18 protein-coding genes and 1 riboswitch are annotated in these 23,598 nt (G+C 73.3%); of the genes, 9 read left to right on the top strand and 9 right to left on the bottom strand.

Annotation, left to right across the window (positions count from 1 at the left end; all coding sequences use genetic code 11):
* Positions 1 to 111 precede the first annotated feature (111 nt).
* Entirely contained in the window at positions 112 to 1,440 is a 1,329-nt protein-coding gene (locus N8N77_RS10965) for a glutamate-1-semialdehyde 2,1-aminomutase (protein ID WP_261166906.1), read from the top strand.
* A 151-nt stretch (positions 1,441 to 1,591) separates the two neighbouring features.
* Here the strand turns inward: N8N77_RS10965 and cofC are convergent, their stop codons facing one another.
* From cofC to cofG, 4 genes are read right to left on the bottom strand one after another with little or no spacing between them, the layout of a single operon-like run.
* On the bottom strand, positions 1,592 to 2,272 hold the full coding sequence (gene cofC, locus N8N77_RS10970; protein ID WP_261166907.1) for a 2-phospho-L-lactate guanylyltransferase: 681 nt from the start codon (positions 2,270 to 2,272) through the stop codon (positions 1,592 to 1,594).
* Positions 2,269 to 3,282 carry a glucose-6-phosphate dehydrogenase (coenzyme-F420) gene (gene fgd, locus N8N77_RS10975; RefSeq protein WP_261166908.1) on the bottom strand — a complete coding sequence of 338 codons (1,014 nt, stop codon included), beginning with the start codon at positions 3,280 to 3,282 and terminating at the stop codon, positions 2,269 to 2,271. Before fgd ends, cofC begins: the two co-directional genes overlap by 4 nt.
* A complete protein-coding gene (locus tag N8N77_RS10980; protein ID WP_261166909.1) occupies positions 3,279 to 4,826 on the bottom strand; it encodes an NAD(P)/FAD-dependent oxidoreductase in 1,548 nt (515 codons plus the stop codon). The genes fgd and N8N77_RS10980 overlap by 4 nt, the downstream gene beginning before the upstream one ends.
* Complete coding sequence (cofG, locus tag N8N77_RS10985; protein WP_261166910.1) at positions 4,823 to 7,297, bottom strand: 7,8-didemethyl-8-hydroxy-5-deazariboflavin synthase CofG; 2,475 nt, start codon at positions 7,295 to 7,297, stop codon at positions 4,823 to 4,825. Before cofG ends, N8N77_RS10980 begins: the two co-directional genes overlap by 4 nt.
* Positions 7,298 to 7,450: 153 nt before the next feature.
* On the opposite strand from cofG, the gene N8N77_RS10990 reads away from it, so the two are divergent.
* Entirely contained in the window at positions 7,451 to 7,951 is a 501-nt protein-coding gene (locus N8N77_RS10990; RefSeq protein ID WP_261166911.1) for a hypothetical protein, read from the top strand.
* A gap of 27 nt (positions 7,952 to 7,978) precedes the next feature.
* On the opposite strand, the gene N8N77_RS10995 is transcribed toward N8N77_RS10990, so the two are convergent.
* A complete protein-coding gene (locus N8N77_RS10995; protein WP_261166912.1) occupies positions 7,979 to 9,709 on the bottom strand; it encodes an ABC transporter ATP-binding protein in 1,731 nt (576 codons plus the stop codon).
* 121 nt (positions 9,710 to 9,830) lie between these two features.
* Here N8N77_RS10995 and N8N77_RS11000 point away from each other — a divergent pair, with 121 nt between their 5' ends.
* The 4 genes from N8N77_RS11000 to N8N77_RS11015 all read left to right on the top strand — a co-directional run bounded on the left by N8N77_RS11000 (position 9,831) and on the right by N8N77_RS11015 (position 15,667).
* The gene (locus N8N77_RS11000) at positions 9,831 to 10,922 is read left to right on the top strand and encodes an enoyl-CoA hydratase/isomerase family protein (protein WP_261166913.1); all 1,092 of its coding nucleotides are present in this window, start codon (positions 9,831 to 9,833) and stop codon (positions 10,920 to 10,922) included.
* A gap of 19 nt (positions 10,923 to 10,941) precedes the next feature.
* Positions 10,942 to 11,772, top strand: a complete 831-nt coding sequence (locus tag N8N77_RS11005) for a TIGR03620 family F420-dependent LLM class oxidoreductase (protein ID WP_261166914.1) — start codon at positions 10,942 to 10,944, stop codon at positions 11,770 to 11,772.
* A gap of 170 nt (positions 11,773 to 11,942) precedes the next feature.
* Complete coding sequence (locus tag N8N77_RS11010) at positions 11,943 to 13,670, top strand: ABC transporter ATP-binding protein (protein WP_261166915.1); 1,728 nt, start codon at positions 11,943 to 11,945, stop codon at positions 13,668 to 13,670.
* Between the two features lie 44 nt (positions 13,671 to 13,714).
* Positions 13,715 to 15,667 (top strand): ABC transporter ATP-binding protein, encoded by a 1,953-nt coding sequence (locus tag N8N77_RS11015; RefSeq protein WP_261167149.1) that lies wholly within the window; start codon positions 13,715 to 13,717, stop codon positions 15,665 to 15,667.
* A 58-nt stretch (positions 15,668 to 15,725) separates the two neighbouring features.
* Here N8N77_RS11015 and N8N77_RS11020 read toward each other — a convergent pair whose 3' ends face one another.
* On the bottom strand, positions 15,726 to 17,564 hold the full coding sequence (locus tag N8N77_RS11020; protein ID WP_261166916.1) for a D-alanyl-D-alanine carboxypeptidase family protein: 1,839 nt from the start codon (positions 17,562 to 17,564) through the stop codon (positions 15,726 to 15,728).
* A 102-nt stretch (positions 17,565 to 17,666) separates the two neighbouring features.
* Positions 17,667 to 17,777, top strand: a riboswitch (TPP riboswitch).
* Between N8N77_RS11020 and N8N77_RS11025 the strand changes: the two genes are divergently transcribed.
* The 3 genes from N8N77_RS11025 to N8N77_RS11035 all read left to right on the top strand — a co-directional run bounded on the left by N8N77_RS11025 (position 17,769) and on the right by N8N77_RS11035 (position 20,682).
* A complete protein-coding gene (locus N8N77_RS11025) occupies positions 17,769 to 18,398 on the top strand; it encodes an ECF transporter S component (protein WP_261166917.1) in 630 nt (209 codons plus the stop codon). Its footprint overlaps the riboswitch before it by 9 nt.
* Positions 18,395 to 19,897 (top strand): ABC transporter ATP-binding protein, encoded by a 1,503-nt coding sequence (locus tag N8N77_RS11030; RefSeq protein WP_261167150.1) that lies wholly within the window; start codon positions 18,395 to 18,397, stop codon positions 19,895 to 19,897. The genes N8N77_RS11025 and N8N77_RS11030 overlap by 4 nt, the downstream gene beginning before the upstream one ends.
* Complete coding sequence (locus N8N77_RS11035) at positions 19,894 to 20,682, top strand: energy-coupling factor transporter transmembrane protein EcfT (protein ID WP_261166918.1); 789 nt, start codon at positions 19,894 to 19,896, stop codon at positions 20,680 to 20,682. The genes N8N77_RS11030 and N8N77_RS11035 overlap by 4 nt, the downstream gene beginning before the upstream one ends.
* A gap of 41 nt (positions 20,683 to 20,723) precedes the next feature.
* Here N8N77_RS11035 and N8N77_RS11040 read toward each other — a convergent pair whose 3' ends face one another.
* The 3 genes from N8N77_RS11040 to N8N77_RS11050 all read right to left on the bottom strand — a co-directional run bounded on the left by N8N77_RS11040 (position 20,724) and on the right by N8N77_RS11050 (position 23,536).
* Entirely contained in the window at positions 20,724 to 21,371 is a 648-nt protein-coding gene (locus N8N77_RS11040; RefSeq protein WP_261166919.1) for a YigZ family protein, read from the bottom strand.
* Positions 21,372 to 21,390: 19 nt separating this feature from the next.
* On the bottom strand, positions 21,391 to 22,110 hold the full coding sequence (locus tag N8N77_RS11045) for an aminoglycoside 3'-phosphotransferase (RefSeq protein WP_261166920.1): 720 nt from the start codon (positions 22,108 to 22,110) through the stop codon (positions 21,391 to 21,393).
* 136 nt (positions 22,111 to 22,246) lie between these two features.
* Positions 22,247 to 23,536: an Nramp family divalent metal transporter gene (locus tag N8N77_RS11050; RefSeq protein ID WP_261166921.1), complete on the bottom strand. Its 1,290-nt coding sequence runs from the start codon at positions 23,534 to 23,536 to the stop codon at positions 22,247 to 22,249.
* Positions 23,537 to 23,598: the final 62 nt, after the last annotated feature.

Consider the following 23,598-nt stretch of genomic DNA (forward strand, 5'->3'; position numbering starts at 1 on the left):
TCCGGTCGTCGTGCGACGTCATGCCCCGCACGCTGGCCACCTCGGCGCGCCGGCCAGGAGGGTGACGGCCGGCACCGGCCGCACCCAGGCGGGGTCCGGGAGAATGGAGGCATGGCCGATCGCAATGAGGAACTGTTCGCTCACGCCCGCGACGTCATCCCTGGCGGGGTGAACTCGCCGGTCCGGGCGTACGGATCGGTGGGCGGCACGCCGCGGTTCCTCGCCTCGGCGCGCGGCGCGTATGTGACCGACGCGGCGGGGCGCGAGTACGTCGATCTCGTCGCCTCATGGGGCCCCGCCCTGCTCGGTCACGCGCACCCCGAGGTGGTGGCTGCGGTGCAGGACGCCGCGACGCGAGGGCTGTCGTTCGGCGCCCCCACCGAGGGGGAGGTGCGACTGGCGGAACTGATCACCCAGCGCGTGCGCGCCGGCGACCTGAGCCCGGTCGAGGAGGTGCGGCTGGTCTCCACCGGTACCGAGGCGACGATGACCGCGATCCGGCTCGCGCGCGGCGTGACCCGCCGCGATCTGCTCGTGAAGTTCGACGGCAACTACCACGGCCACTCCGACGGGCTGCTCGCCTCGGCGGGGTCCGGTGTCGCCACCCTCGCCCTGCCCGGCACCGCCGGCGTGCCCGCCGCCGTCGCCGCGCAGACCCTCGTCGTGCCGTACGGCGACCTCGATGCGGTGCGCGAGGCGTTCGCCGCGCACGGCGACCGCATCGCCGCGATCATCGTCGAGGCGGCTCCCGCCAACATGGGCGTGGTTGTGCCGCCGCCCGGGTTCAACAGCGGGCTCGCCGAGATCGCGCACGGCCACGGCGCGCTCCTCATCCTCGACGAGGTGCTCACCGGCTTCCGCGCCCACCCGGCGGGCATGTGGGGGCTGCAGGTCGAGGCGGGCGAGGTGTACGAGCCCGACATCATCACGTTCGGCAAGGTGGTCGGCGGCGGCATGCCGCTGGCCGCGCTGGGCGGCAAGCGGGCGATCATGGAGCACCTCGCGCCCGTGGGCCCGGTCTACCAGGCGGGCACCCTCTCGGGGAACCCGCTTTCGGTCGCCGCCGGCATCCGCACGCTCGAACTGGCGACGCCCGAGGTGTACGCGACCATCGACGCGGCGTCCACGGCGGTCATCGACGCGCTCTCGGATGCCCTGGCCACGGAGGGGGTGGCGCACGCGATCCCCCGGGTGGGGACGCTGTTCGGCCTGGCCTTCCTGCCGGAGGCGCCCGTCACGTACGAGCAGGCCAAGACGCAGGACGCCTTCCGCTACATCCCGTTCTTCCACGCCATGCTCGACGCCGGGGTGCACCTGCCGCCCAGCATCTTCGAGGCGTGGTTCCTCACCGCCGCGCACGACGACGCCGCCCTGGCGCGCATCGCCGAGGCGCTCCCGGCGGCCGCGAAGGCCGCCGCCACCGCCGCCGCCACCGCCTGACGACCCGCGCCGCCACCGCCTGACGACCCGCGCGGGCCCCGCCACGGCGGGCGGCGGGGCTGCGGCAGGGGCGCCGCCGGGCTCGGGGTCGCACCGAGCCGCCGAGGCGCCCGCACCTCGCCGCCGATGCTCACGGAGCGGCCCCGCGCACCTAGCCGCCGAGGATGGCCCTGGTGCGGGGGCCGAGCCCGGCCCGGCGCGCCGCCTCGAGCTGCGCGAGGGTGTCGACGTCGCGCCGCAGGCTCGAGCCGGGCGGCACGTCGAGTCCGCGCGCGCCGGCCGCGAGGTGCCGCGCGAACGAATCGGGGCCGAAGCGCAGGATCTCCTCGCGCGCGTGTGCGAGCAGCGTGGTGCCGGTGCCCTCCGCGTCGGGCACGGCTGCGGCGCCCCCCGCGCCGGCGAGCGTCAGCGCGGCGTCCAGATCGGCGGGCCGCAGCGCGGGCACGTCGCCCAGCAGGGCCGCGCGCGCCGCGCCGCTGGCCGCGTCGAGGCCGGCGGCGATGGCGGCGTTCAGTCCGCCTCCCGGGTCGGCCACTGCCCGCACCGTGCACGACGAAGGATCATCGCGCCAGACCGGCCCCGACCCCGGGTCGTCGGCCACCCCATCTCCTTCGTTGTGCATCGCGGCGAGCTCGGCCCGGACGCCCGGGTCGTCGGTGACGACGACCACCTCGGCGACGAGGCGTGCGCGCGTCACCGCCGCGATGGTGTCGAGCGCGATCGCCGCCGCGAGCGCGGCGCGGTCGACATCGGGAACGACGAGCCGCGACTTGCCGATGGCGGCGGGCTTGACGGGGACGACGACGCTCCAACCGCCGCCGGCGACTCTCACGCGCCGTGCCGCTCACGCAGGCGCGGCAGCACCTCCTCGCCGTAGAGGCGCAGGAAGGCCTCCTGGTCGTGGCCGGGGTCATGGAAGACGAGGTGGCGGAACCCGAGGTCGAGATAGCGCTCGATGGCGGCGATGTGCTCCTCGACGTCGTCGCTCACGATGAACCGGCTCGCGGCCCGCTCGATCGGCAGCTCCTCCGCCCGGCGCTGCATCTCGATCGGATCGTGCACGCCGGTCTTCTCCTCGGGCTTCAGCGCCAACGGTGCCCAGAACCGGGTGTTCTCCAGCGCCTTCGCGCGATCGGGGCGGAACGAGACCTTCACCTCGATCATGGTGTCGACCTCGCCGCGGTCGCGCTCGCCCTTGGACAGTCCCTCCTCGAAGGCGGGGATGAGCTTGTCGGTGTAGAGCTCGGGGTCCTTGCCGCTCGTCGTGATCCACCCGTCCGCCATGCGGCCCGCCAGGCGGGTGGCGGCGGGCCCCGACGCGCCGATGTACACGGGCACGGGCTGGTCGGGGCGGTCATAGATCGTCGCGTTGCTCACCGAGTAGTAGGTGCCCTCGAAGGTGACGCGCTCGTCCTCCCAGAGCCGGCGGATGAGGGTGATCGCCTCCTTCATGCGCTGGAAGCGCTCGGGCGGCTCGGGCCACTCCAGACCGAGCGTCACCTCGTTGAGCGCCTCCCCCGTGCCGACGCCCAGGATCATCCGCCCCGGGTACATCGCCCCGAGCGTGCCGAAGGCCTGCGCGACGACGCCCGGGTGGTACCGGAACGTCGGCGTGAGCACAGACGTGCCCAGCAGCACGCGGGAGGTGCGCTCGCCGACCGATCCGAGCCAGGGCAGCGCGGCGGGGGCGTGCCCGCCCTCGTGCATCCACGGCTGCAGGTGGTCGCTGAGGAACACGGAGTCGAAGCCGACCTCCTCCGCCAGCACGGCGTAGTCGAGCAGCTCGCGCGGGCCGAACTGCTCGGAGGAGGCCTTGTAGCCGAATCGGATGGGAACGCTCATGATGCTCCTACGGTCAGGGGGGATCGGGTGGCGCGGATCAGGTGCTCGCGGACGCGGTCGAGACGCTCGCGGAAGGCCGAGACGGTGCCCGGCCACAGCAGCGTGAGCCGGCCGCTGCGCTCGTCGACGTACCAACTGCGGCAGCCACCGGTCAGCCAGGGGGTGCCGGCGGCCAGCGCGTCGATCTCGCTCGAGTCCGCGGCCTCCTCCGCCGCGGTGACGCGCACGGGGGCGCCGGCGGCGATGAGGTCGGCGGCGAACTCCGCCTGCGCCTCGAGCACGAGCACGGCCGAGTTGTGGCCGAGCGCGGCGTTCGGCCCGCCGAGCACGAAGAGATGGGGGAAGTCGTGAACGAGGGTGGAGCCGACGGCGGTGAAGCCGCCCGACCAGTGCTCGTCGAGCGTGTGGCCGCGCTCGCCGGTGACCAGGCGCGCGTACGGCTGGCGGGCAGCCTGGAAGCCGGTGGCCAGGACGAGCGCGTCGACCTCGTGTCGGCTCCCGTCGGCGGCGATCAGCTCCGGCCCGTCCGCCGCCGCGAGGGCGCTGGGGACGAGCGTGACCGCGCCCGATGCGATGGCGGGGTAGAAGTCGTCGCTCAGCAGCACGCGGCGGCAGCCGAAGGCGTACTCGGGGGTCAGGGCGCGGCGCAGCGCCGGATCGGGCACCTGCGCCTCGAGGTGCGCGAGGGCGACGGCCCGGGCCTCGGCGGCCGCCTCGGGGTCTCCGGACCGCGAGGGGAAGCGCGCCTCGCCCTCCGCGTAGAGCCGCTCTCGCACGGCGCGCAGCGCGTCGGGATCGTCGCGCCATGCCGCCCGCTCGTCGGCCGGCACCGCCCGGTCGCCTCGTGGCACGATCCAGGCCGGCGTGCGCTGCATGAGGGTGACGTGGGCGCCGCGACGCACGAGCTCGGGCACGAGCTGCACGGCGCTCGCGCCGGTGCCCGCCACCGCGATCCGCGTCCCCTCCAGCGGCACGTCGTGCCGCCAGCGCGCGGAGTGGAACACCGGGCCGGGGAAGGACCCCAGTCCCGTCACGTGGGGGATGCGGGGTTCGGTCAGACGCCCGCACGCCAGGATGAGGTGCTCGGCGACGATCTCCTCCTCCGTGCGCAACGAGGGAGAAACGCGCGCGATGGCGCCGGGGCCCTCGACGGCGGCGCCCCGGCCCGCCTCGTCTTCGTCGTGCGTCGGCGCGGCGCCGGTGGTGCGGACGATCCACCGGGCGCCGTCCCACCGGGCGCCGGCGAGGGCGGTCCCCAGCCGCAGGTGACGCTCGAGGCCCTCGGCCCGGACGACGTGCTCGAGGTAGCCGCGGATCTCGTTGCCCGGTGCGAACGTGCGCGACCACTCCGGCCACGAGTGCGTCGCGAGCCCGTACAGGTGCGACGGCACGTCGCAGGCAACGCCCGGGTAGGTGTTGTCGCGCCACGTGCCGCCCACCGCGTCGGCGCGCTCGAGCACGACGAAGTCGTCGACCCCGCGCCGGCGTAGCGCGATCGCGGCGGCGATGCCCGCAAAGCCGGCCCCGACGATGACGGCGGTCATCGGCCCGCTCCGGCAGGGGGAGCGGTGCCGGCGGCGCCCGCCTCGGCGGCGGCCTTGCGTTCCGCCGTCGGCTCGCCGTACGTGGTGGTGCGCAGCCGGAAGGGGCGGAACAGCCGCTCCACGAGGCGGCGCGCCTCCGTCAGGGGCAGCTCCTGCCCCGCCTCGACGCCCGCCCGCGGCAGCACCCGACCGTCGAGCAGGGTGCCGCCGAGGTCGTCGGCGCCGCTGCCCAGCAGCTCGGCGGTCGTGGCGCGATCGTGGCGGGTCCACGGCACCTGCAGATGGCGGATGGACTCGCCGAGCATGAGGCGCGAGACCGCCATCATCGCGCGGTGCTCATCGAGCGCCGCGCGATGCGGCACGAGCGGGACGCCGCCGGCGGGGCCGGGTAGCGGGATGGGCACGAACTCGGTGAAGCCGCGCGTGCGCGCCTGGATGGCCAGGAGGTGCCGCAGGTGCGCGATCCGCTCGCCCGCGGTCTCGACGTGGCCGTAGAACATCACGGAGGTCGAGGAGAAGCCGGCCTCGTGCGCGGCCACGATCGTCTCGGTCCAGCGGTCGATCTCCAGGTCGCCGGGCGCCACGAGCGCCCGCACCCGCTCGCTGGCGAGCTTGATCCCCGTGCCGGGCACGGAGTCGACGCCGGCCTCGCGCAGGGCGTGCAGCGCTCCCGCCAGCCCGAGTCCCGACCGGTCGGCGAGGTCGGCGAGATCCTGCGGGCGATACGCGTGCAGGTGCAGACCGGGCGCCGCGTGCCTCACCGTGCGGGCGATGTCGAGGTACGCATCGGCCGGTTCGGCGGGATCGACGAGACCCTGCACGCACAGCTCGGAGAGCCCGAGGTCCCACGCGTCGCGCGCCGCCGCGGCGAGCGCCTCGAGATCGTACGACTCGCCGTCCTGACTCATGCCCGCCGCGCGGAGGGTGGCGGCGCCGGCGCCAGAGGAGCGGTACCCCGTCGAGGCGATGTTGCGGTTCGCGACGATGCTCACCGCCTCGCCCACGGTGTACCGGCGCACGTCGTCCGCCGTGCGCACGAGCGCCTCCAGGTCGTCGCCGGTGGCGAGCAGCAGGCGCTCCCACTCGGCATCGTCGAGCGAGGCGGGGTCCTGCGCGGCGCGGTCGATCACCGCGGCGATGAGCCCCGTGGATCCGGACGACACGAGGGTGGGCGTCTGCTCGCGAGCCTCCGGCACTGCGGTCGAGGCGGCGTGGTGCTCGTCGGCGCGGGCGCCGCCGCGCCCGACGGGCCGCAGGCCCTCGACGGCGAGCCCGTCTGCGCCGGCCAGCGCGAGCACGGCGGGGCGCAGCTGCGCGTCGATCCAGTCGGGGTCGCGCACGTACGGCGGGTGAGCCGTCAGCCGCTCGCGCAGCGTGAAGCCCAGCGCGGCGGTGGCCGCGGCGAGGTCATCGAGGTGCGGCCACGGGCGCTCGGGGTTGACGTGGTCGGCCGTGAGCGGCGACACGCCGCCCCAGTCGTCGATGCCGGCGCGCACGAGCAGACCGAACTCGGTCGCATCGGAGAGGTTCGGCGGCACCTGCACGCGCATACCGGGACCCATGACGATGCGCGTCACCGCGACGGCCGCGGCGTACTCGAGCAGCGAGGCGTCCGGCGCGCCCGCCGCGGCGGTGCGGGGCTTCGCCCGGAAGTTCTGGACGATGACCTCCTGGATGTGCCCGTGGCGCTCGTGCGCGTCGCGCAGCGCGACGATCGACTCGGCGCGGTCGCGCAGCTCCTCGCCGATGCTGACGAGGATGCCCGTGGTGAACGGGATCCGCGCGCTGCCGGCGTCGTCGATCAGCTGCAGCCGCACCGCCGGATCCTTGTCGGGCGAGCCGTAGTGCACCTGCCCCGGCTCCTCGAACACCCGCCGCGAGGTGGTCTCGAGCATCACGCCCATGGACGGCGCCGTCGGGCGCAGCATCTCGAGCTCGTGGGGGCGCATGACGCCGGGGTTGAGGTGGGCGAGCATGCCGGTCTCGGCGGTGATGAGGCGGGCCATGGCGCCGACGTATTCGAGGGTGGAGGCGTAGCCGTGCTCGTCGAGCCAGGCGCGTGCCTCGGGCCAGCGGTCCTCCGGGCGGTCGCCCAGGGTCAGCAGCGCCTCCTTGCAGCCCATCGCGGCGCCGCGCCGGGCGACGGCGAGCACCTGCTCGGGGGACATGTAGGCGGGCTTGTGCTTCTTCAGCAGCTGACCGGGGGTGTCGACGAACACGCAGTAGTGGCAGCGATCCCGGCACAGGGTGGTGAGCGGGATGAACACCTTGCGCGAGTAGGTGATGATCCCCGGTCGGTCGGCTGCGGCGAGGCCCTCGTCACGCAGCCGCGCGGCGAGCGCGAGCACGCGCTCGAGGTCGTCTCCCTCCGCGCGCAGCAGCGCGAGCGCGTCCTCCGCCCCCAACCGGGCGCCGTGTGCCGCGCGGTCGAGCGCGTCGGCCGTCGTGGGGACCGGGTCGATCAGCGTCACCGCTTCAGTCTCTCACCGCGGGGGCGCAGTGGCCTCGTGGATTCGCGCCGCGGGGGCGCGGCCTCCCGCTGTGGGGGGGCGGCCAATCGGGCCCGCGCGCGTTCGTCGCGCGCGCACGGGGAGCAGTCCCGCGCCGCGTGCCAGGATGGGGTCATGGTGACGCTGCTCCTCGACCAGACGCGCCTCGAGATCGTGCTGTCGGCGACCGAGCGCGCCCTCGCGTTCCGCCGTGAGTCGCTCACGCTGGAGCGGAAGGCGATCCGCCGCGTGCAGCTGACGGATGAGCCGTGGACGTGGCTGCGCGGCATCCGTGCCGCCGGCACGCACGTGCCGGGCGCGATCGCCATGGGAACGTGGCGGGCGTCCAAGGGCACCGACTTCGTCGTGCTCAACGGCCGCAAGCGTCACGGCGTCGTGATCGAGCTGGTGCGCGGGGAGTCGTTCTCGCGGGTGATCCTCTCGACGCGGCACGGCCTCGCGCTCGTGCAGGCGCTGCGTCTCGACGACGTGCCCGAAGCCTCCGACGTCGCCGAGCTGGCGGCCGCATCGCCGCGGAAGTCGGGCGGCAAGAAGTCGCCGGGCTCCGATCCCGCGCCCGCGCGCAAGCCCGCGCCGAAGCGCGTCCCGGCACCCCGGCCCGCGCCGGCGAGCTGAGCGGCCGCCGCCCGAGGGGCGCTCGACTCAGTCGCGGCGCTCGGGCTGTTCGGGCTGTGTCGACCGGTCGGCGTCGTCGGTTCCGGTCGCGTCCTCCGCGCCCAGACCGGCGTCGGCGGCATCGCCGTCGGGACCCTCGATCAGCTCGGCCTCGATGACCTCGTCGCTCGCCGTGCCCTCTTCCTCGGGAATGACGTCCATGGCCTGCGTCTCGAGCAGGTAGCTCGGTACGAACTCGGCGTCGAACGGCTCCTCGCGCGCGGGGGCTTCGGCCGCCTCGCCCAGGCGGTCGGCGAAGCTGGGGCCGACCGACCAGGGGCTGTCGCCGCCGTCCTCCACGCCGGTGCCGGGCACGTCGGCCGCCGCCTCGGCGTCTTCGGCGCCCGCCGGCTCGGCGTCCTCGGTGCCCTCGGGCTCGTCGTCCTCGGGACCCTCCGGCTCGTCCGACTCCCGCTGCACCGCGGCGAGCACCTCGGCAAAGAGGGCCGCGGCGTCGGACGCGCCGGACTCCTCCTCGTCGGTGCCGTCCGCCGGCGGATCGCTGGGGGTGTCGGCGGCCTGCTCCTCGAGGGTATGCGTGCCGGGGAGGGGCTCGGGGTCGAGGGTGGTCGCGTCGGCGGCGAAGGCGGTGGCGGCGGCGCCGGCGAGGCCGGTCACGCTCGCGGCGTCGCCGAGCCCGGCCGCGGTCGCGAGGTCCGTCTCGGCGTCGGGGTCGCCCGTCGGCGCGGCGCCCGTCTCATGCGCGGTGCCCGTCTCCTCGTCGCCGGCATCCGGGGTGAGGATCCGCTCCTCGACCGCGGGCACGGCGTCGGGCGTCGCGGCCGCGGCGGTCGGCGCTCCGAGGGCGGCGGTCTGCTGCGAGCGGCGACCGCTCACGAGGTCGAGGAACACGTCCTCCAGGCTCGGCGTGCGCTGGTGCAGCGTCGACAGTGCGATGCCGGCCGAGGCGGCGAGACGGCCGATCTCCTCCGCGGAGGCGCCGCGCACGTTCAGACCCGAGCGGAGCACCTCGCAGTCGAAGCCGCGCTCGCGCAGCAGGGTCGACAGCGCGGCCCGGTCGGGCGAGTCGACGGCGACGACGGGCGCCTCCACCTCGGCCAGCTGCTCGATGCCGCCGTTGAAGACGAGGTTGCCGTTGGACATGATCAGGACGCGGTCCGCGATCTGCTGCACCTCGCTGAGCAGATGCGACGACATCAGCACCGTCCGTCCCTCATCGGCCAGGCTGCGCATGAGCAGGCGCATCCATCGGATGCCCTCGGGGTCGAGCCCGTTGGCGGGCTCGTCGAACACGAGCACTCCGGGGTCGCCCAGGAGCGCCTGGGCCACGCTGAGCCGCTGCCGCATGCCGAGCGAGTACCCGCCGATGCGCATGTCCGCGACATCGGCGAGGCCGACCAGGTCGAGCACTTCGCGAACGCGGGCCACGGGCACGCCGGCCGACTTGGCCACGCCGGTGAGGTGCCGCACGGCGGTGCGGCGGGGGCGGTAGGCCATCTCGGCCTCGCCCACCCAGCCCACGGTGCGCGCCGGCGAGGGGATGCGCGCGTACGGCACGCCGCCGATCGTCGCCTGACCGCTCGACGGCTTGAGCTGGCCGAGCAGGATGCGCAGCGTGGTCGTCTTCCCAGCGCCGTTCGGCCCCAGGAAGGCGGTAACGGAACCGGGCTCGATCCGTGCGGTGAGGTCGGAGACCGCGGCGACGTCGCCGAAGACCTTCGTCACCCCGGTGAACTCGAGCACTTTCCCGTCGGCCATGCGGCCCCTCTCGTCATGAAGCGTTCACCTCTATCTTGGCGGATAGACCCGCGGAATACCGGATCGACGGCGCCGTGGCCCCCGCGCCGCGCCCTCCCGCCGATCCACTAACGTGGCCCGCGTGAGCGACACCGACAGCCGCGACCGCGTCCTCGCCCGCACCGGGGGCGGCGTCGGTCGCATCACGCTGAACCGCCCCGAGGTGATCAACGCCGTCGACGTCGGCATGGTGGAGACGATCCTCGCCACGCTGCGCGCCTGGCGTGAAGACCCCGAGATCGAGGTCGTCCTCATCGACGGGGCGGGCGAGCGCGGGCTGTGCGCCGGCGGCGATGTGCGTGCTCTCCGCGACGCCATCGTGGTGGGCGACATCGCGGCCGTCGACGCGTTCTTCCTCGCGGAGTACCGTGCCAACGCGCTCATCGGCGCGTTCCCGAAGCCGGTGGTGGCGTTCATGGACGGCGTCACGATGGGCGGCGGCATCGGGTTGTCGGCCCACGCGGGCGTGCGGATCGTGACGGAACGCTCGCGCCTCGCGATGCCCGAGACGCGCCTCGGGTTCACACCGGACGTCGGCGGGTCCTGGCTGCTCTCGCACGCGCCGGGACGGCTCGGCGAGTTCCTGGCGCTCACGAGCTGGACCATGGGCCCGGCGGATGCCATCCACTGCGGCTTCGCCGACCATCTCGTGCCGTCGGGACATCTGGACGACCTGCGTCACGCCCTGCAGACGCGCGCCGATCCGGGCACGCCCAACGAGCTTGCGCTGCTGTTCGACGAGTCTCCCGAGGCGGGACCGGTGCAGCGGGCGCGGCCGTGGATCGACGAGGCGTTCTCGGCCGGATCGGTGGCGGAGATCATCGACCGCCTGCGCGGAATGGGCGAGGTCGACGGCGAGATCACGCCGGCCGCGGCGTTGGCGGAACTCGAGCAACGCGCACCCCTCGCGCTCGAGGTCACCCTGCGGGCCGTGCGCCGCTCCCGCGAGCTTCCCGGCCTCAACGCGGCGATCGAGCAGGAGCACCATCTCGTGTCGTACTTCGTGCGCACCCAGCCCGACATGCCCGAGGGCATCAGGGCACAGGTGGTGGACAAGGACCGCACCCCCCGCTGGCGCCCGGCCACCCTGACCGAGGTGACGCCGCAGGCGGTGGACGAGGCGTTCGCGCACCGCAGCCCCCGGCCGCTGTGGGACCGCGCCCCCGGCGAGTGAGAGGAAAAAGAACCCGAGCATGGTGAGCACGCACGATCTCGGCACGTACGGCGTCTGGCGGTGGGAATCGGGCGTCGACGGGCAGTTCGCCGCCGGCGTCGAGCGCCTCGGTTACGGCACGCTCTGGATCGGCGGCAGCCCGACCGGCGATCTGGGGGTGGTGGAGCGCGCGCTGGACGCGACCGAGCGCCTCATCGTCACCACCGGCATCGTGAACATCTGGAGGGACGAGGCACGGCCGATCGCCGCGGCGTTCCACCGCATCCAGCAGCGCCACCCCGGTCGCTTCGTTCTGGGCATCGGCTCGGGCCACCGCGAGGTGACGCCCCAGCGCGTGCGTCCGCTGGCGGCGCTGCGGGCGTACCTCGACGTGCTCGACGGCGAGGGCGTGCCGCGTGAGCAGCTGCTGCTGGCGGCGCTGGGCGACCGCACGCTCGCTCTCGCGGCGGAGCGCACGCTCGGTGCGCACCCGTACCTCACCGTCCCTGCCCACACCGCGCACGCGCGCGGCGTGCTCGGGCACGGGCCGCTGCTCGCGCCCGAGCTCAAGGCGGTCGTCGGCGTGGACCAGGAGCGCGGCCGCCACATCGCGCGCCGCTACCTGCGCCGCTACTTCGGGCTCGAGAACTACGTCAACGCCCTCATCCGCTTCGGTGTGGATCCCGCCGATTTCGCGGACCTCGGCAGCGACCGCCTCATCGACCTCGTGACGCCCACCACGACCGAGGCCGTCGTCGCGGGCCTGCGTGCGCATCTCGACGCGGGCGCCGACCACGTCAGCGTGCAGATGCTCGGCGACGAGCCGCTCGCCGGGCTGGAGACGGTGGCCCGGGCGCTCGGACTCGTGTGAGCCACGCGCTCGCGGCTCACAGCGGGGGCCCGGAGCGGGACGCACGCCCCGGCGCCGTTCCGCCGGGAGCGGACGCGGGGGTTTCCCGCCTACCGCGTGTCGGAGGTCCGTGGCACGATCGGACGGTGCTCCCTTCGGGCACGCCCTCCCGCCCCTGATCCGGAGAACCCGTGCTCGGAAAGCTCCTCGCCCGCTACCTGAAGCGCTACCGCCTGATGCTCGTCGGCGTGCTGGTGTTCCAGCTCGCGTCGGCGCTCGCTGCCCTGTATCTGCCCACCCTGAACGCGGCGATCATCGACCAGGGCGTCGCCACCGGCGATGTCGCCTACATCGTCCGCACCGGCCTGTTCATGCTGCTCGTGGCGCTCGGTCAGATCGTCGCGGGCATCCTCGCCACGTTCTGCGCGGCGCGTGCCGCCATGGGTGCGGGCCGCGACATCCGCCGCGACGTGTTCGAGCGCGTCAGCGGGTTCAGCGAGCGAGAGGTGTCGCACTTCGGCGCGGGATCGCTCATCACCCGCAACACGAACGACGTGCAGCAGGTGCAGATGCTCGCCATGCTGGGCGCCACGATGCTCGTGATGGCGCCGATGATGGCGATCGGCGGCATCATCATGGCGCTGCGGCAGGACGTGGGCCTCAGCTGGATCCTGGGGGTGTCGATCCCCGTCCTGCTGGTCCTCGCCGGCCTCGTCATTGGCCGCATGGTTCCACTGTTCCGCAGCTACCAGGGCAAGCTCGACGCCGTGAACCGCGTGATGCGCGAGCAGCTCACGGGCGTGCGGGTCGTCCGCGCGTTCGTGCGCGAGGGCATCGAGCAGGAGCGCTTCCGCCTCGCCAACGTCGACATCATGGTCGTCGGGCGCAAGGTCGGCTCGCTGTTCGTGCTGCTGTTCCCGCTCGTCATGCTCGTGCTCAACGTCACCGTGGTCGCCGTGGTGTGGTTCGGGGCCTTCGAGGTGAACACCGGCGACACGCAGATCGGCACGATCTTCGCCTTCATGCAGTACGTCGGCCAGATCCTCGGCGGCGTCATGATGGCGAGCTTCATGGCGATCATGATCCCCCGCGCCTCCGTGTCGGCCGATCGCATCGGCGAGGTGCTCGACAGTCGCAGCACGCTCGTGCGGCCCGCGGAGCCGGTCCGCGAGATGACCCGCCCCGGCGAGGTGGCCTTCGACGGGGTGTCGTTCACCTACCCGGGCGCCGACCAGCCGGTGCTCGAGGGCATCTCGTTCCGCGCGGAGCCCGGCGAGACGGTGGCGATCATCGGTTCGACCGGCTCGGGCAAGACGACCCTCGTCTCGCTCATCCCGCGCCTGTTCGACGCGACCGCGGGAACCGTGCGGGTCCAGGGCGTGGACGTGCGCCAGGCCGACCTCGACGTGCTGTGGCGCGGCATCGGCCTCGTGCCGCAGCGCCCCTTCCTGTTCAGCGGCACGATCGCGTCCAACCTGCGGTTCGGCCGCGAGGACGCCACGGATGAGGAGCTGTGGCGGGCCCTGGAGATCGCCCAGGCCGCCGACTTCGTGCGCGAGAAGCCAGAGCAGCTCGACAGCCGGATCGCTCAGGGCGGCACGAACGTGTCGGGCGGCCAGCGCCAGCGTCTGGCGATCGCCCGGGCGATCGTGCACCAGCCCGACATCCTCGTCTTCGACGACTCGTTCTCCGCCCTCGACCTCACCACCGATGCGCGGCTGCGCCAGGCGCTGTGGCGCGAGCTGCCGGCCGTGACGAAGATCGTCGTCGCGCAGCGTGTCTCGACCATCACCGACGCCGACCGGATCGTCGTGCTGGAGGACGGCCGCATGGTGGGTCTCGGCACCCACGAGGAGTTGCTCGAGTCGAGCCAGACGTACCGCGAGATCGTGGAGTCGCAGATGGGAGTGGCGTCGTGAGCGCGACGGACGAGCGGGTCGAGGAGCTCGAAGCGCAGGAGGCGATGATCGCCTCGGGCGGCTTCGAGCCCGGGGCGATGGGCGGCAAGCCGCAGAACTTTTGGCCGAGCTTCCTGCGGTTCATCGGCCTGCTGCGCCCCTACGCGTGGGTCTTCGGATTCGCCACCGTGCTCGGTGCCATCGGCGTCGTGCTCTCGGTCGCGGGGCCGAAGGTCCTCGGCGAGGCGACGAACATCGTCTTCGAGGGAGCCGTCGGGCTTCTCATCGGCGACCAGTTCGCCGGCATGACCCAGGAGCAAGTGGTCCAGGCGCTCGAGGCGGCGGGGCAGCAGGACTTCGCGAACATGGTCGCGGCCATGCAGAGCTTCCAGCCCGGCACGGGCATCGACTTCGAGGCGCTGCGCACCGTGATCATGTGGGCCGTCGCCGTGTACGTCGTGGGTGCGCTGCTGCAGTGGATCCAGGGCTACATCATCAACGTGGTCATGGTGCGCACGATGTTCCGCGTGCGCGAGCAGATCGAGGCGAAGATCCACCGGCTGCCGTTGAGCTACTTCGACCGCGTGCAGCGTGGAGAGCTGATCAGCCGCGTCACCAACGACGTCGACAACATGACGCAGACGCTGCAGCAGTCACTGTCGGGCGCCATCACGTCGCTGCTCATGGTGATCGGCGTCGTCGGCATGATGTTCTCGATCTCGTGGCAGCTGGCGCTCGTGGCGCTCGTGTCCCTTCCCCTGATCGGCGTGATCATGGGCGTCATCGGCCCGAAGTCGCAGAAGGCCTTCCAAACCCAGTGGAAGAAGGTCGGCCGCCTCAACTCGCGCGTGGAGGAGTCGTTCTCGGGCCACGCGCTCGTGAAGGTGTTCGGCCGGGAGAAGGCCGTCTCCGCCGCCTTCCAGGAGGAGAACGAGGAACTGTACGAGGCGTCGTTCAAGGCACAGTTCCTCTCGGGCATCATGATGCCCTCGATGCAGTTCGTGGGCTATCTCACCTACGCCGGCATCGCGGTCCTCGGCGGCATCATGGTCGCCAGCGGCCAGATCCGCATCGGCGACGTGCAGGCGTTCGTGCAGTACTCCCAGCAGTTCACGCAGCCGCTCACCGAGCTCGGCGGCATGCTGCCGGTCGTGCAGTCGGGCACCGCCTCGGCGGAGCGCGTGTTCGCGCTGCTCGACGAGGACGAGGAGGAGCCGGACGCCGAGGACGCGCCCACGGCTCCCGCCGACGGTGCCGGCGTGATCGAGTTCCGCAACGTCGCGTTCTCGTACTCGCCCGACCAGCCGCTGATCCGCGACCTGTCCTTCCGCGTGCAGCCGGGGCACACCGTCGCGATCGTCGGCCCCACGGGCGCCGGCAAGACCACCCTCGTCAACCTGCTCATGCGGTTCTACGAGCTCGACGGCGGGGCCATCCTGCTCGACGGGCAGGACACGGGCGAGATGACGCGCGCCGACCTGCGCTCGCGCACCGGCATGGTGCTGCAGGACCCGTGGCTGTTCGCGGGGACGATCCGCGACAACATCCGCTACGGCAACGAGGCGGCGACGGACGCCGAGATCCAGCAGGCCGCGGAGGCGACCTACGTCGACCGGTTCGTGCACTCGCTGCCGGACGGTTACGACACCGTCCTCGAGGAGGACGCGGCCAACGTCTCGGCGGGGGAGCGGCAGCTCGTCACGATCGCGCGGGCCTTCCTGCGCCGGCCGCAGGTGCTCATCCTCGACGAGGCCACGAGTTCCGTCGATACGCGCACGGAGCTGCTGCTGCAGAAGGCGATGGCCGCGCTGCGCGAGGGGCGCACGTCCTTCGTCATCGCCCACCGCCTGTCGACGATCCGAGACGCCGACCTCATCCTCGTGATGGAGCATGGCGCGATCGTGGAGCAGGGCACCCACGACGAGCTGATCGCGCAGCAGGGCGCCTACTGGCGGCTCTACCAGAGCCAGTTCGAGCACGCCGCCGCCGACCAGGAGCAGCCGGTCGGCGAGGCCTGACGCGGGCGACCGGATCGCGGAAGCGACCGGCGGCCGCCGCCGGTCGTCTCCGATCGGCTCAGCGCAGGCCGAGCAGGTCGAGCGGGTGGGTCAGGCGCCAGCCGAGGCTCGGCACGCCGATGTCGTCCGTCAGCTCGAGCTCCACAGTCTGCGTGCCGAACGAGCCTGTGGCCGTCAGCTCGCCCACGGTGCCGCCGCTCAGCTCGCCCAGCACGTCGTCGATCCGCTGCTCCACCGGTGCGACGGCACCGTTCCAGAGGACGAGGGAGGTGTCCTCCACCGTCACGACGTCCGCCTTGGTGCCCCACTCGGTGCGCACGGAGGCGACCACGGTGTCGGCCGGCACGACGGTGGTCGGCTGCAGCGACGCGGTCGCCGCGTTCAGCAGATCGCGGCTCACGTTGGTGCGCGTGTCGGCGTCGGGCTGGCCGAGCACGGCCGCGACCACCGTGACGGTCTCGCCACCCGCGTCGATCCGCTTCGCCGACACGAGGTTCCACTCGTCGAGGGTGCCCGTCTTGATGCCGACGATGCCCTCCTCGCCGAGCAGTGGGTTCGAGTTCTCGACGGGCTCCTCGTTACCGGGCAGCGTAGTCGTGGGCTTCGCGACGATCTCGGCCACCACGGGATGCTCGAGCGCGAGCTGGCCGAGCAGGAGCACGTCGGAGGCGGTGGCCGTGTTGGCAGGGTCCATGCCGCTCGGCTCGACGATCGTCGTGTGCTCCAGGCCATGCGCCGCCAGCCACTCGGCCGCCTCCGCGGCGAAGGCCTCGTTCGAGCCCCAGATCTCGGCGACGAGGCGATTGACGTAGTTGTTGGCCGAGCCCATGAGGATGCCCTCGAGCATCTGGTACTGGGTCAGCGAGCCGTCGACCGGGACGTCGAGGGACGACTGGCCCGCCCAGAGGTAGTTGTCGAGGTAGTCCCGGTAGTCCTGCCACGTGAAGGCGTACGACGGTCCCTGCTCGCCCTGCGCCAGCGGCTGCTTGTCGAGGATCATGAGCACCGAGACGAGCTTGGTGATGCTGGCGATCGGCAGCGACGCGCTCGAGTCGGCGGCGGCGCTGTCGATCATGCCCACGGGCGCGATGGCGGCCGATCCCTCCACGGGCCAGCTCACGGCGAGCGGCGCGCCCGGTGCGACCGCCACCTGCTGCGCCGACACCTCCGGGGCCACCGCATCGAGCGGCCACAACACGCAGGTGCCGACATAGGCCACGGCGAGGGCGCCCAGCGTGGCGGCGGGGGCGAGGGTCGTGAGGGCGCCGCGCCGACGCGGGGGCAGCAGGTCGGGTCCTGTCACGGCGCGGTGCGGCGCCGTGGAGAACGCGGCGGTCGCGGAGCGCTGCGACACGGCGTGCGGGTCGGCCCACGTCAGCGCGCGCGGCGCGGGAGCCGGCGCGTCCGCGGGGACCGTCACGGGGTCTTCCTCGTTCAGCGCGGGCGACGGCGCGACGTCGGGCCCGGTCGGGGCGGGCACGAGCGCGGTGAGATCGTCGGCGGCGACCCGCCGCGCGGCAACGGGCGGCGCGGGCAGGGGCGCCGCGTCTGACGGGCCGCTGCCCGGTTCCATGACCGCCGTCGGGGCGGGATCCTGCCGATCCGCCGCGCGAGAGCTCATCCCGTCGCGCATCGCCGCCGCGGCGGCCGGCTTCGCGGGGCGGTTCCCGAAGGGGCCGCGCTTGGTGGGGCGCGCCGGAGCCTCGGTCGCGGCCGCCGGCGCGGCGGACACGGGCGGCGCGGCCGCCGTCGCGGCGTTCTGGCGCGCGCGGGCCTCGCGCTGGCGCGCTTCACGCAGTGCCCGGCGGGACGGCTGCGACGGCCGCGACTCGTGGGGGCCGGGCTCGGGGGAGAGCTCCGCGGCCGACGTCGCCCGGGGCAGATCGTCGGGGGTCACCGTCCTACGGTACCGCGGGTCGCGTGACGGCCCTGCAACGTCGCTGCAAGGGGCGCACCTCCGGCGGTTCCCGGTCGCCCGCCGGGGCATCTACACTGGTCCCACACATCACACGGGAGTCCGGCGAGCCGGGCTGAGAGGAAGCGAACCGCGCTTCGACCGTCGAACCTGATCCGGATCATGCCGGCGCAGGGAGGAGAGAGTATGAACACGTCCACGTCCGTGTCCGATTCCGTCACCGGGACGTCCGGCCGCCGCTTCCGCTGGCGCGTCGTCGACATCGTCGTCGCCAGCGTCATCGGCGTCGCCTGTTCCGTGATCTTCCTGATCTGGAACGTGGGCTACGAGCTGCCGGGCGACCTCATCGGTGCCCTGCTGCCCGGCCTCGGCGGCCTCCTGGCCGGCCCCTGGCTGATCGCCGGAGTGATCGGCGGTCTGGTCATCCGCAAGCCCGGCGCCGCCCTGTACACCGAGCTGCTCGCCGCCGTGATCTCCGCGCTCGTCGGCAACCAGTGGGGGCCGCTGACCATCGTGTCCGGCCTGGTGCAGGGCCTGGGCGCCGAGCTGATCTTCGCTGTCTTCCTCTACGCGTCGTTCCGCCTGCCGGTGGCGCTGCTGGCGGGCGCCGCGGCGGGCCTCGGCGGCGGCATCAACGACCGCATCAACTGGTACCCGGGCGCCGACGCCCTGTTCACGTGGGTCTACATCGCCTCGACGACGGTGTCGGGGCTGCTCGTGGCGGGCCTGGGCGGCTGGGCGATCGTGCGGGGGCTTGCCGCGACCGGCGCACTGAATCGCTTCGCCGCCGGTAGCGCGGCCGGGAAGCGCGTCTGAGCGGCACGACGCCCGGCGCCGCCGCGGTCCCGCCGGCCGCCGTCGAGGCGGTCGGCTGGGGCTGGCGGTACGCGACGCGGCGCCGGTGGGCGGCCCGTGGCGTCGATCTGCGCATCGGGGCCGGCGAACGCGTGCTGCTGCTCGGCGCGAGCGGGTCGGGCAAGTCCACGCTGCTGCACGCCCTGGCCGGCGTGCTCGGCGGCGATGATGAGGGCGAGCAGACCGGATCCCTGCGCGTGGACGGGCGCGCCCCCTCGGCCGCGCGCGGCCGGGCCGGGTTGGTCCAGCAGGACCCTGACGCTCAGGCCGTGCTCGCGCGCGTGGGCGACGACGTCGCGTTCGGGTGCGAGAACCTCGGTGTGCCGCGCGGCGAGATCTGGCCGCGGGTGCGTCAGGCGCTCGACCTGGTGGGGCTGGACGTGCCGCTGGACCGATCCACATCGGCGCTGTCGGGCGGGCAGAAGCAGCGGCTCGCGCTCGCGGGGGCCCTCGCCATGCGGCCGGGGCTCCTGCTCCTCGACGAGCCGACGGCCAACCTGGACCCCGCGGGCGTGGCCGAGGTGCGCGACGCCGTGGGGCGCGTGCTCGACCGCACCGGCGCGACGTTCGTCGTCGTGGAGCACCGCGTCGACGTGTGGCTGCCGGTGGTCGATCGCATCGTCGTGCTCGGATCGGACGACGACGAGCCCGGCGTGATCGCCGACGGTCGACCCGCCGACGTGCTCGGCGCTCAGGGTCGCTCGCTCGCGGCGCGCGGCGTCTGGGTCCCGGGCATCCCGCCGCGGCATCCGGCGCCCCCTGCGGCCGTGCCGGGCCCGGTGCTCGTCTCGGCTCGGGGCCTGGAGGTCGCGCGGGTGCGTGGCCGCGTGGTCGCGGGACCGCTCGGCGTCGACGTGCGTGCCGGCGAGGTGCTGGGTGTGACCGGCCCCAACGGTGCCGGCAAGTCCACGCTCGGGCGCACGCTTGCGGGCCTGCTGCCGCCCGCGGGCGGGGAGGTGCGGGCGGCCGCCGCCGTGGCGGGCGACGCCGGGCCCACGCCGGTCCGCTGGACATCGCGTCAGCTGCTCACGCGCATCGGCACGGTGCTGCAGTCGCCCGAACATCAGCTGCTCGCGGCCACGGTGCGCCGCGAGCTCGAGGTCGGCCCGCGGGCGCTCGGGCTGCCCGAGACCGAGGTCGCAGGGCGTGTCGGCGACCTGCTCGACCGGCTGCGGCTGTCGGCGCTGGCCGAGGCCAACCCCCACACGCTGTCGGGCGGCGAGAAGCGGCGGCTCACCGTGGCGGCGATGCTCGCCACCCGCCCGCGGGTCATGGTGCTCGACGAGCCGACCTTCGGGCAGGACGCCCGCACGTGGGCAGAGCTCGTCGCGATCATCGCGGCGCTGCGCGACGGGGAAGGCGAGGCGCCCGGCGCGGCGATCGTCGCCATCACCCACGACGCCGACGTGCTGCAGGCGCTGCACGCACGGCGCCTCGACCTTCCGGGGCGGGCGCGATGATCCCCTCCGTCCCGTCCCGCCGCACGGGCCCCATCGCGGCGACGAACCCGGCGGCGAAGCTCGCGGCCGCCCTCGTCATCGCGTTCCCGCTGATCTTCACGATCGACTGGGTCTCGGCGGCCGTGGCGCTGATGCTGGAGATCCCGCTCCTCCTCGCCGCGGGCCTGACGGGGCGCGAGTTCTGGGTGCGCACGCTGCCCGTCTGGATCGCCGCGCCGCTCGCGGGGGTCACGATCGCCCTCTACGGCGAGGCCGATGGGGCGGTGCACGTCGAGTGGCTGTTCGTGCGGATCACCGACGGGTCGCTCGCGCTCGCCGTCGCCACCGTCTTCCGCGTCCTCGCGATCGCGCTGCCGGGCATCGCCCTCTTCGCGACCGTCGACCCCACCGACCTCGCGGATGCCCTCTCGCAACGCGTTCGGCTGCCCGCCCGCTTCGTGCTCGGCGCGCTCGGCGGCATGCGCCTCATCGGCCTGCTCGTGGATGACTGGCGCGAGCTCGAGGTCGCGCGCCGTGCGCGGGGCGTTGCCGACACGGGGCGGATCCGGCGCGTGTTGGGCATGGCGTTCGCGCTCCTCGTCCTGGCGATCCGACGCGGTTCGACGCTGGCAACCGCGATGGAGGCGCGCGGGTTCGGCGCACCGGTCGAGCGGACGTGGGCGCGTACGTCGCCGTGGGGCGCACGCGAATGGGTGCTCATCGCGCTCGGGGCGCTCATCTCCGGCGTCGCCGTCACCGCCTCGGTCGCGACGGGATCCTGGAACTTCATCCTCGGCCCGTCCTGACCCGACGGCTGCGCGGGGCGGCCGCACGCCCCGGCGCCGCCTCACGCCGGCACGTCGACCACACGCACCTCGCCGACCACGGGCACGAGTGTGCCGCCCGTCCATGCCGCGAGGTCTTGGCGAAGGGCGTCGAGCCCTCGCGCCGGCACCCACGCTGTCAGCGTGGCCGTGGCGGCGTACTGCGGCGGGTCGAGCACGGCGTCGTGCGAGAGCGCCCACTCGCGCAACAGGTTGTCGAGACGGCCGGCGTCGGCGTGCCCCACCTCGATCGACACGCGGGTGAGAGCACGGCGGTGCACGATCTCGGCACGGTCGAGGGTGTCGGACACGGCCTGGCCGTAGGCGCGCACGAGACCGCCCGCGCCCAGCTTGATGCCGCCGAAGTACCGCGTCACGACCGCGACGATGTCGGTCATGCGGCGACGGCGCAGCACCTCGAGCATCGGCACGCCGGCCGTGCCCGCTGGCTCACCGTCATCCGAGGATCGCGCCTGCTCGCCGCGCACGCCCGTCACCATCGCCACGCAGTTGTGCCGCGCGTCCCAGTACTCCCGGCGCATGGCGGCGATGAACGTCTCGGCTTCGGCCACCGACGAGGCCGGCGCGAGGTGACAGATGAACCGCGACTTCTTGATCTGCAGCTCGCGGTCCACGCGCACCGCGATCGTCGCCGGGTACTCCTCCGTCACCTCTCGAGGCTAAGGGGCGTCAGGTCGCGTTCCACAGTGCCTGGTAGTACGCCATCCGTTCCCGGTCGGGGCGCACGCCGTACGCCTCCACGAGGGCGTCCTCCCACCCCGGACCGTAGTTCCAGACCGTGCTCATCGCGGCGACCGCAATGTCGGCCCACCGGTCGGCGACGCCGAGAGAGCCGAGGTCGACGTGCGCCGTCCAGCCGTCCTCGTCGAGGAGGGTGTTGGGGCAGCAGGCGTCGCCGTGACACACGACCAGACGGTCGATGGGCGGCGCGACGCGGAGCGCGTCCGGCACACGCACCCCGCGCTCGGTGGCCGCCGCGATCCTCGCCGGAACGCCCCAATCCCACGGGCACTCCGCCACCGGCAGGGTGTCGTGCAGCGCGCGAAGCCCCTCGCCCACCGCGCGCACCGCGACGGCGGGATCGGCAAGCGCCGGCTCCGAGACCGCCGACCACCCCGGCAGCGCCCGCGTGACGAGCCACTCCTCGCGCGCGTCCCCGCCGTGCGTGACGACGCGCGGCACGCGCGTGAACCGCGCCGCCCACTCCAGGCGCGCCGCCTCTCCGGCGAGGTCGATCTCGACGTCCCGGCGGATCCACTTGATGTAGCGGTCCCCCGCCCGAAACGTCAGCCCGCCCCGTTCGTTGCGCCAGGCCGGCACGAGGCTGTCGCCGCCGGCCAGTGCGCGCACCCGCGCAGGCACCGGCGTCTCGGGGGGAGGAAACGTCATGACGGCAGGGTATCCGCGCCGGCCTCGTCGGCGTTGCGCGGCGACGCGCGCCCGGCGCGGGATCGTGCACGTGCGCCGATGCGGAAGGGGCCGCGCCGTCCGAGGACGGGCGTGGCCCCTGAGCGGGAGAGGGCGCTCAGCCGCCGAACAGCGGCGTGATCGCGTTGACGAGCTGGTAGATGCCCAGCGCGACGAACACGACCGTCGTGATCACGAGCGCGGTGTTCGTGTGCCAGCGGTTGCGGAACTCCCGCGGCACGCGATCGGTGTTCAGGATCGGCAGCAGCGTGAGCGCGAGGAACGGCATGAACAGCGCCCCGAGCGCGCCGTAGAGCAGCACGAGGAAGATCGGCTGCTCGAGGAACAGCAGCAGCATGGGCGGGAAGGTCAGCCAGATGAGGTAGACGCGGAACCACTTGCCGTTCAGGCGCGAGTCCGGGTGCTCCGAGCCCTTGCCCGTGACGTTGCCCATGAAGTCGGCGAACATCAGCGAGACGCCGTTCCACACACCCAGCACCGACGAGAAGCCCGCGGCCCAGAACCCGATGAGGAACCACACGCCGATGAAGTCGCCGTAACGGGCGCGCAGCACCTCGTCGAGGTCGAGCAGGCCGGCGTCGCCCGACGACAGGGCCACGCCGGCGGCCTGCACCACCTCGACGCCCACGATGAGCATCGAGATCACGAAGATGCCGGTCACGACGTAGGCGACGGTGTTGTCGATGCGCATGACGCGCATGAACTGCGGCTTGTCCCAGCCCTTCTCACGCAGCCAGTACCCGTAGGCGGCCAGGGTGATCGTGCCGCCCACGCCGCCCGCGAGGCCCAGGGTGTAGAAGATCGCGTTGTCTCCCTCGGGCAGCAGGGGCACGAGACCCGTGAGCACCTGGAAGACATTGGGGGCCGCGATGACGGCGAGGATCACGATCGTGACGAACATGATGCCGACCAGGGCGGCGGTGATCTTCTCGAACGCCTTGTATCGGTTGAACCAGACGAGAACGAAGCCCAGCAGGCCCGTGATGATCGCCCAGGGCCACAGCTCCGTGAAGACGGTGCCCTGCAGCGCCGGAACGTCGCGCAGCAACGCCGCGATCGGCATGGCGGTCGAGCTCATGGCGCTGGCGGCGTAGACGACGCCCCAGATCACGATGTACGGCGCGAAGTACCACACAGGCCAGCGGCCGAGCGAGCGCCAGCCCTCGAAGATCGTCCGCCCTGTGGCCACGGTGTAGCGGCCCGCACCCTCCACGAGCACGATCTTCAGGATGACGCCGAGGACGACGGCCCACAGCAGCATGTACCCGTAGTTCGAGCCGGCCACGAGGGTGGCGACCATGTCGGCGGAGCCGACGCCGGTCGCGGCGACGACCAATCCGGGGCCGATGACCTTCCACTTGGGGGTCTGATCCTGCTGTACGGACATGGTCCTCCTCGTTGGGGACGGTGGGGGAAGCCGCATCGCTGCGGCGGCGGATGGCATGGCGT

This window comes from Microbacterium sp. Marseille-Q6965 (assembly GCF_946151065.1).
In the GTDB taxonomy this organism is placed as follows: Bacteria; Actinomycetota; Actinomycetes; order Actinomycetales; family Microbacteriaceae; genus Microbacterium.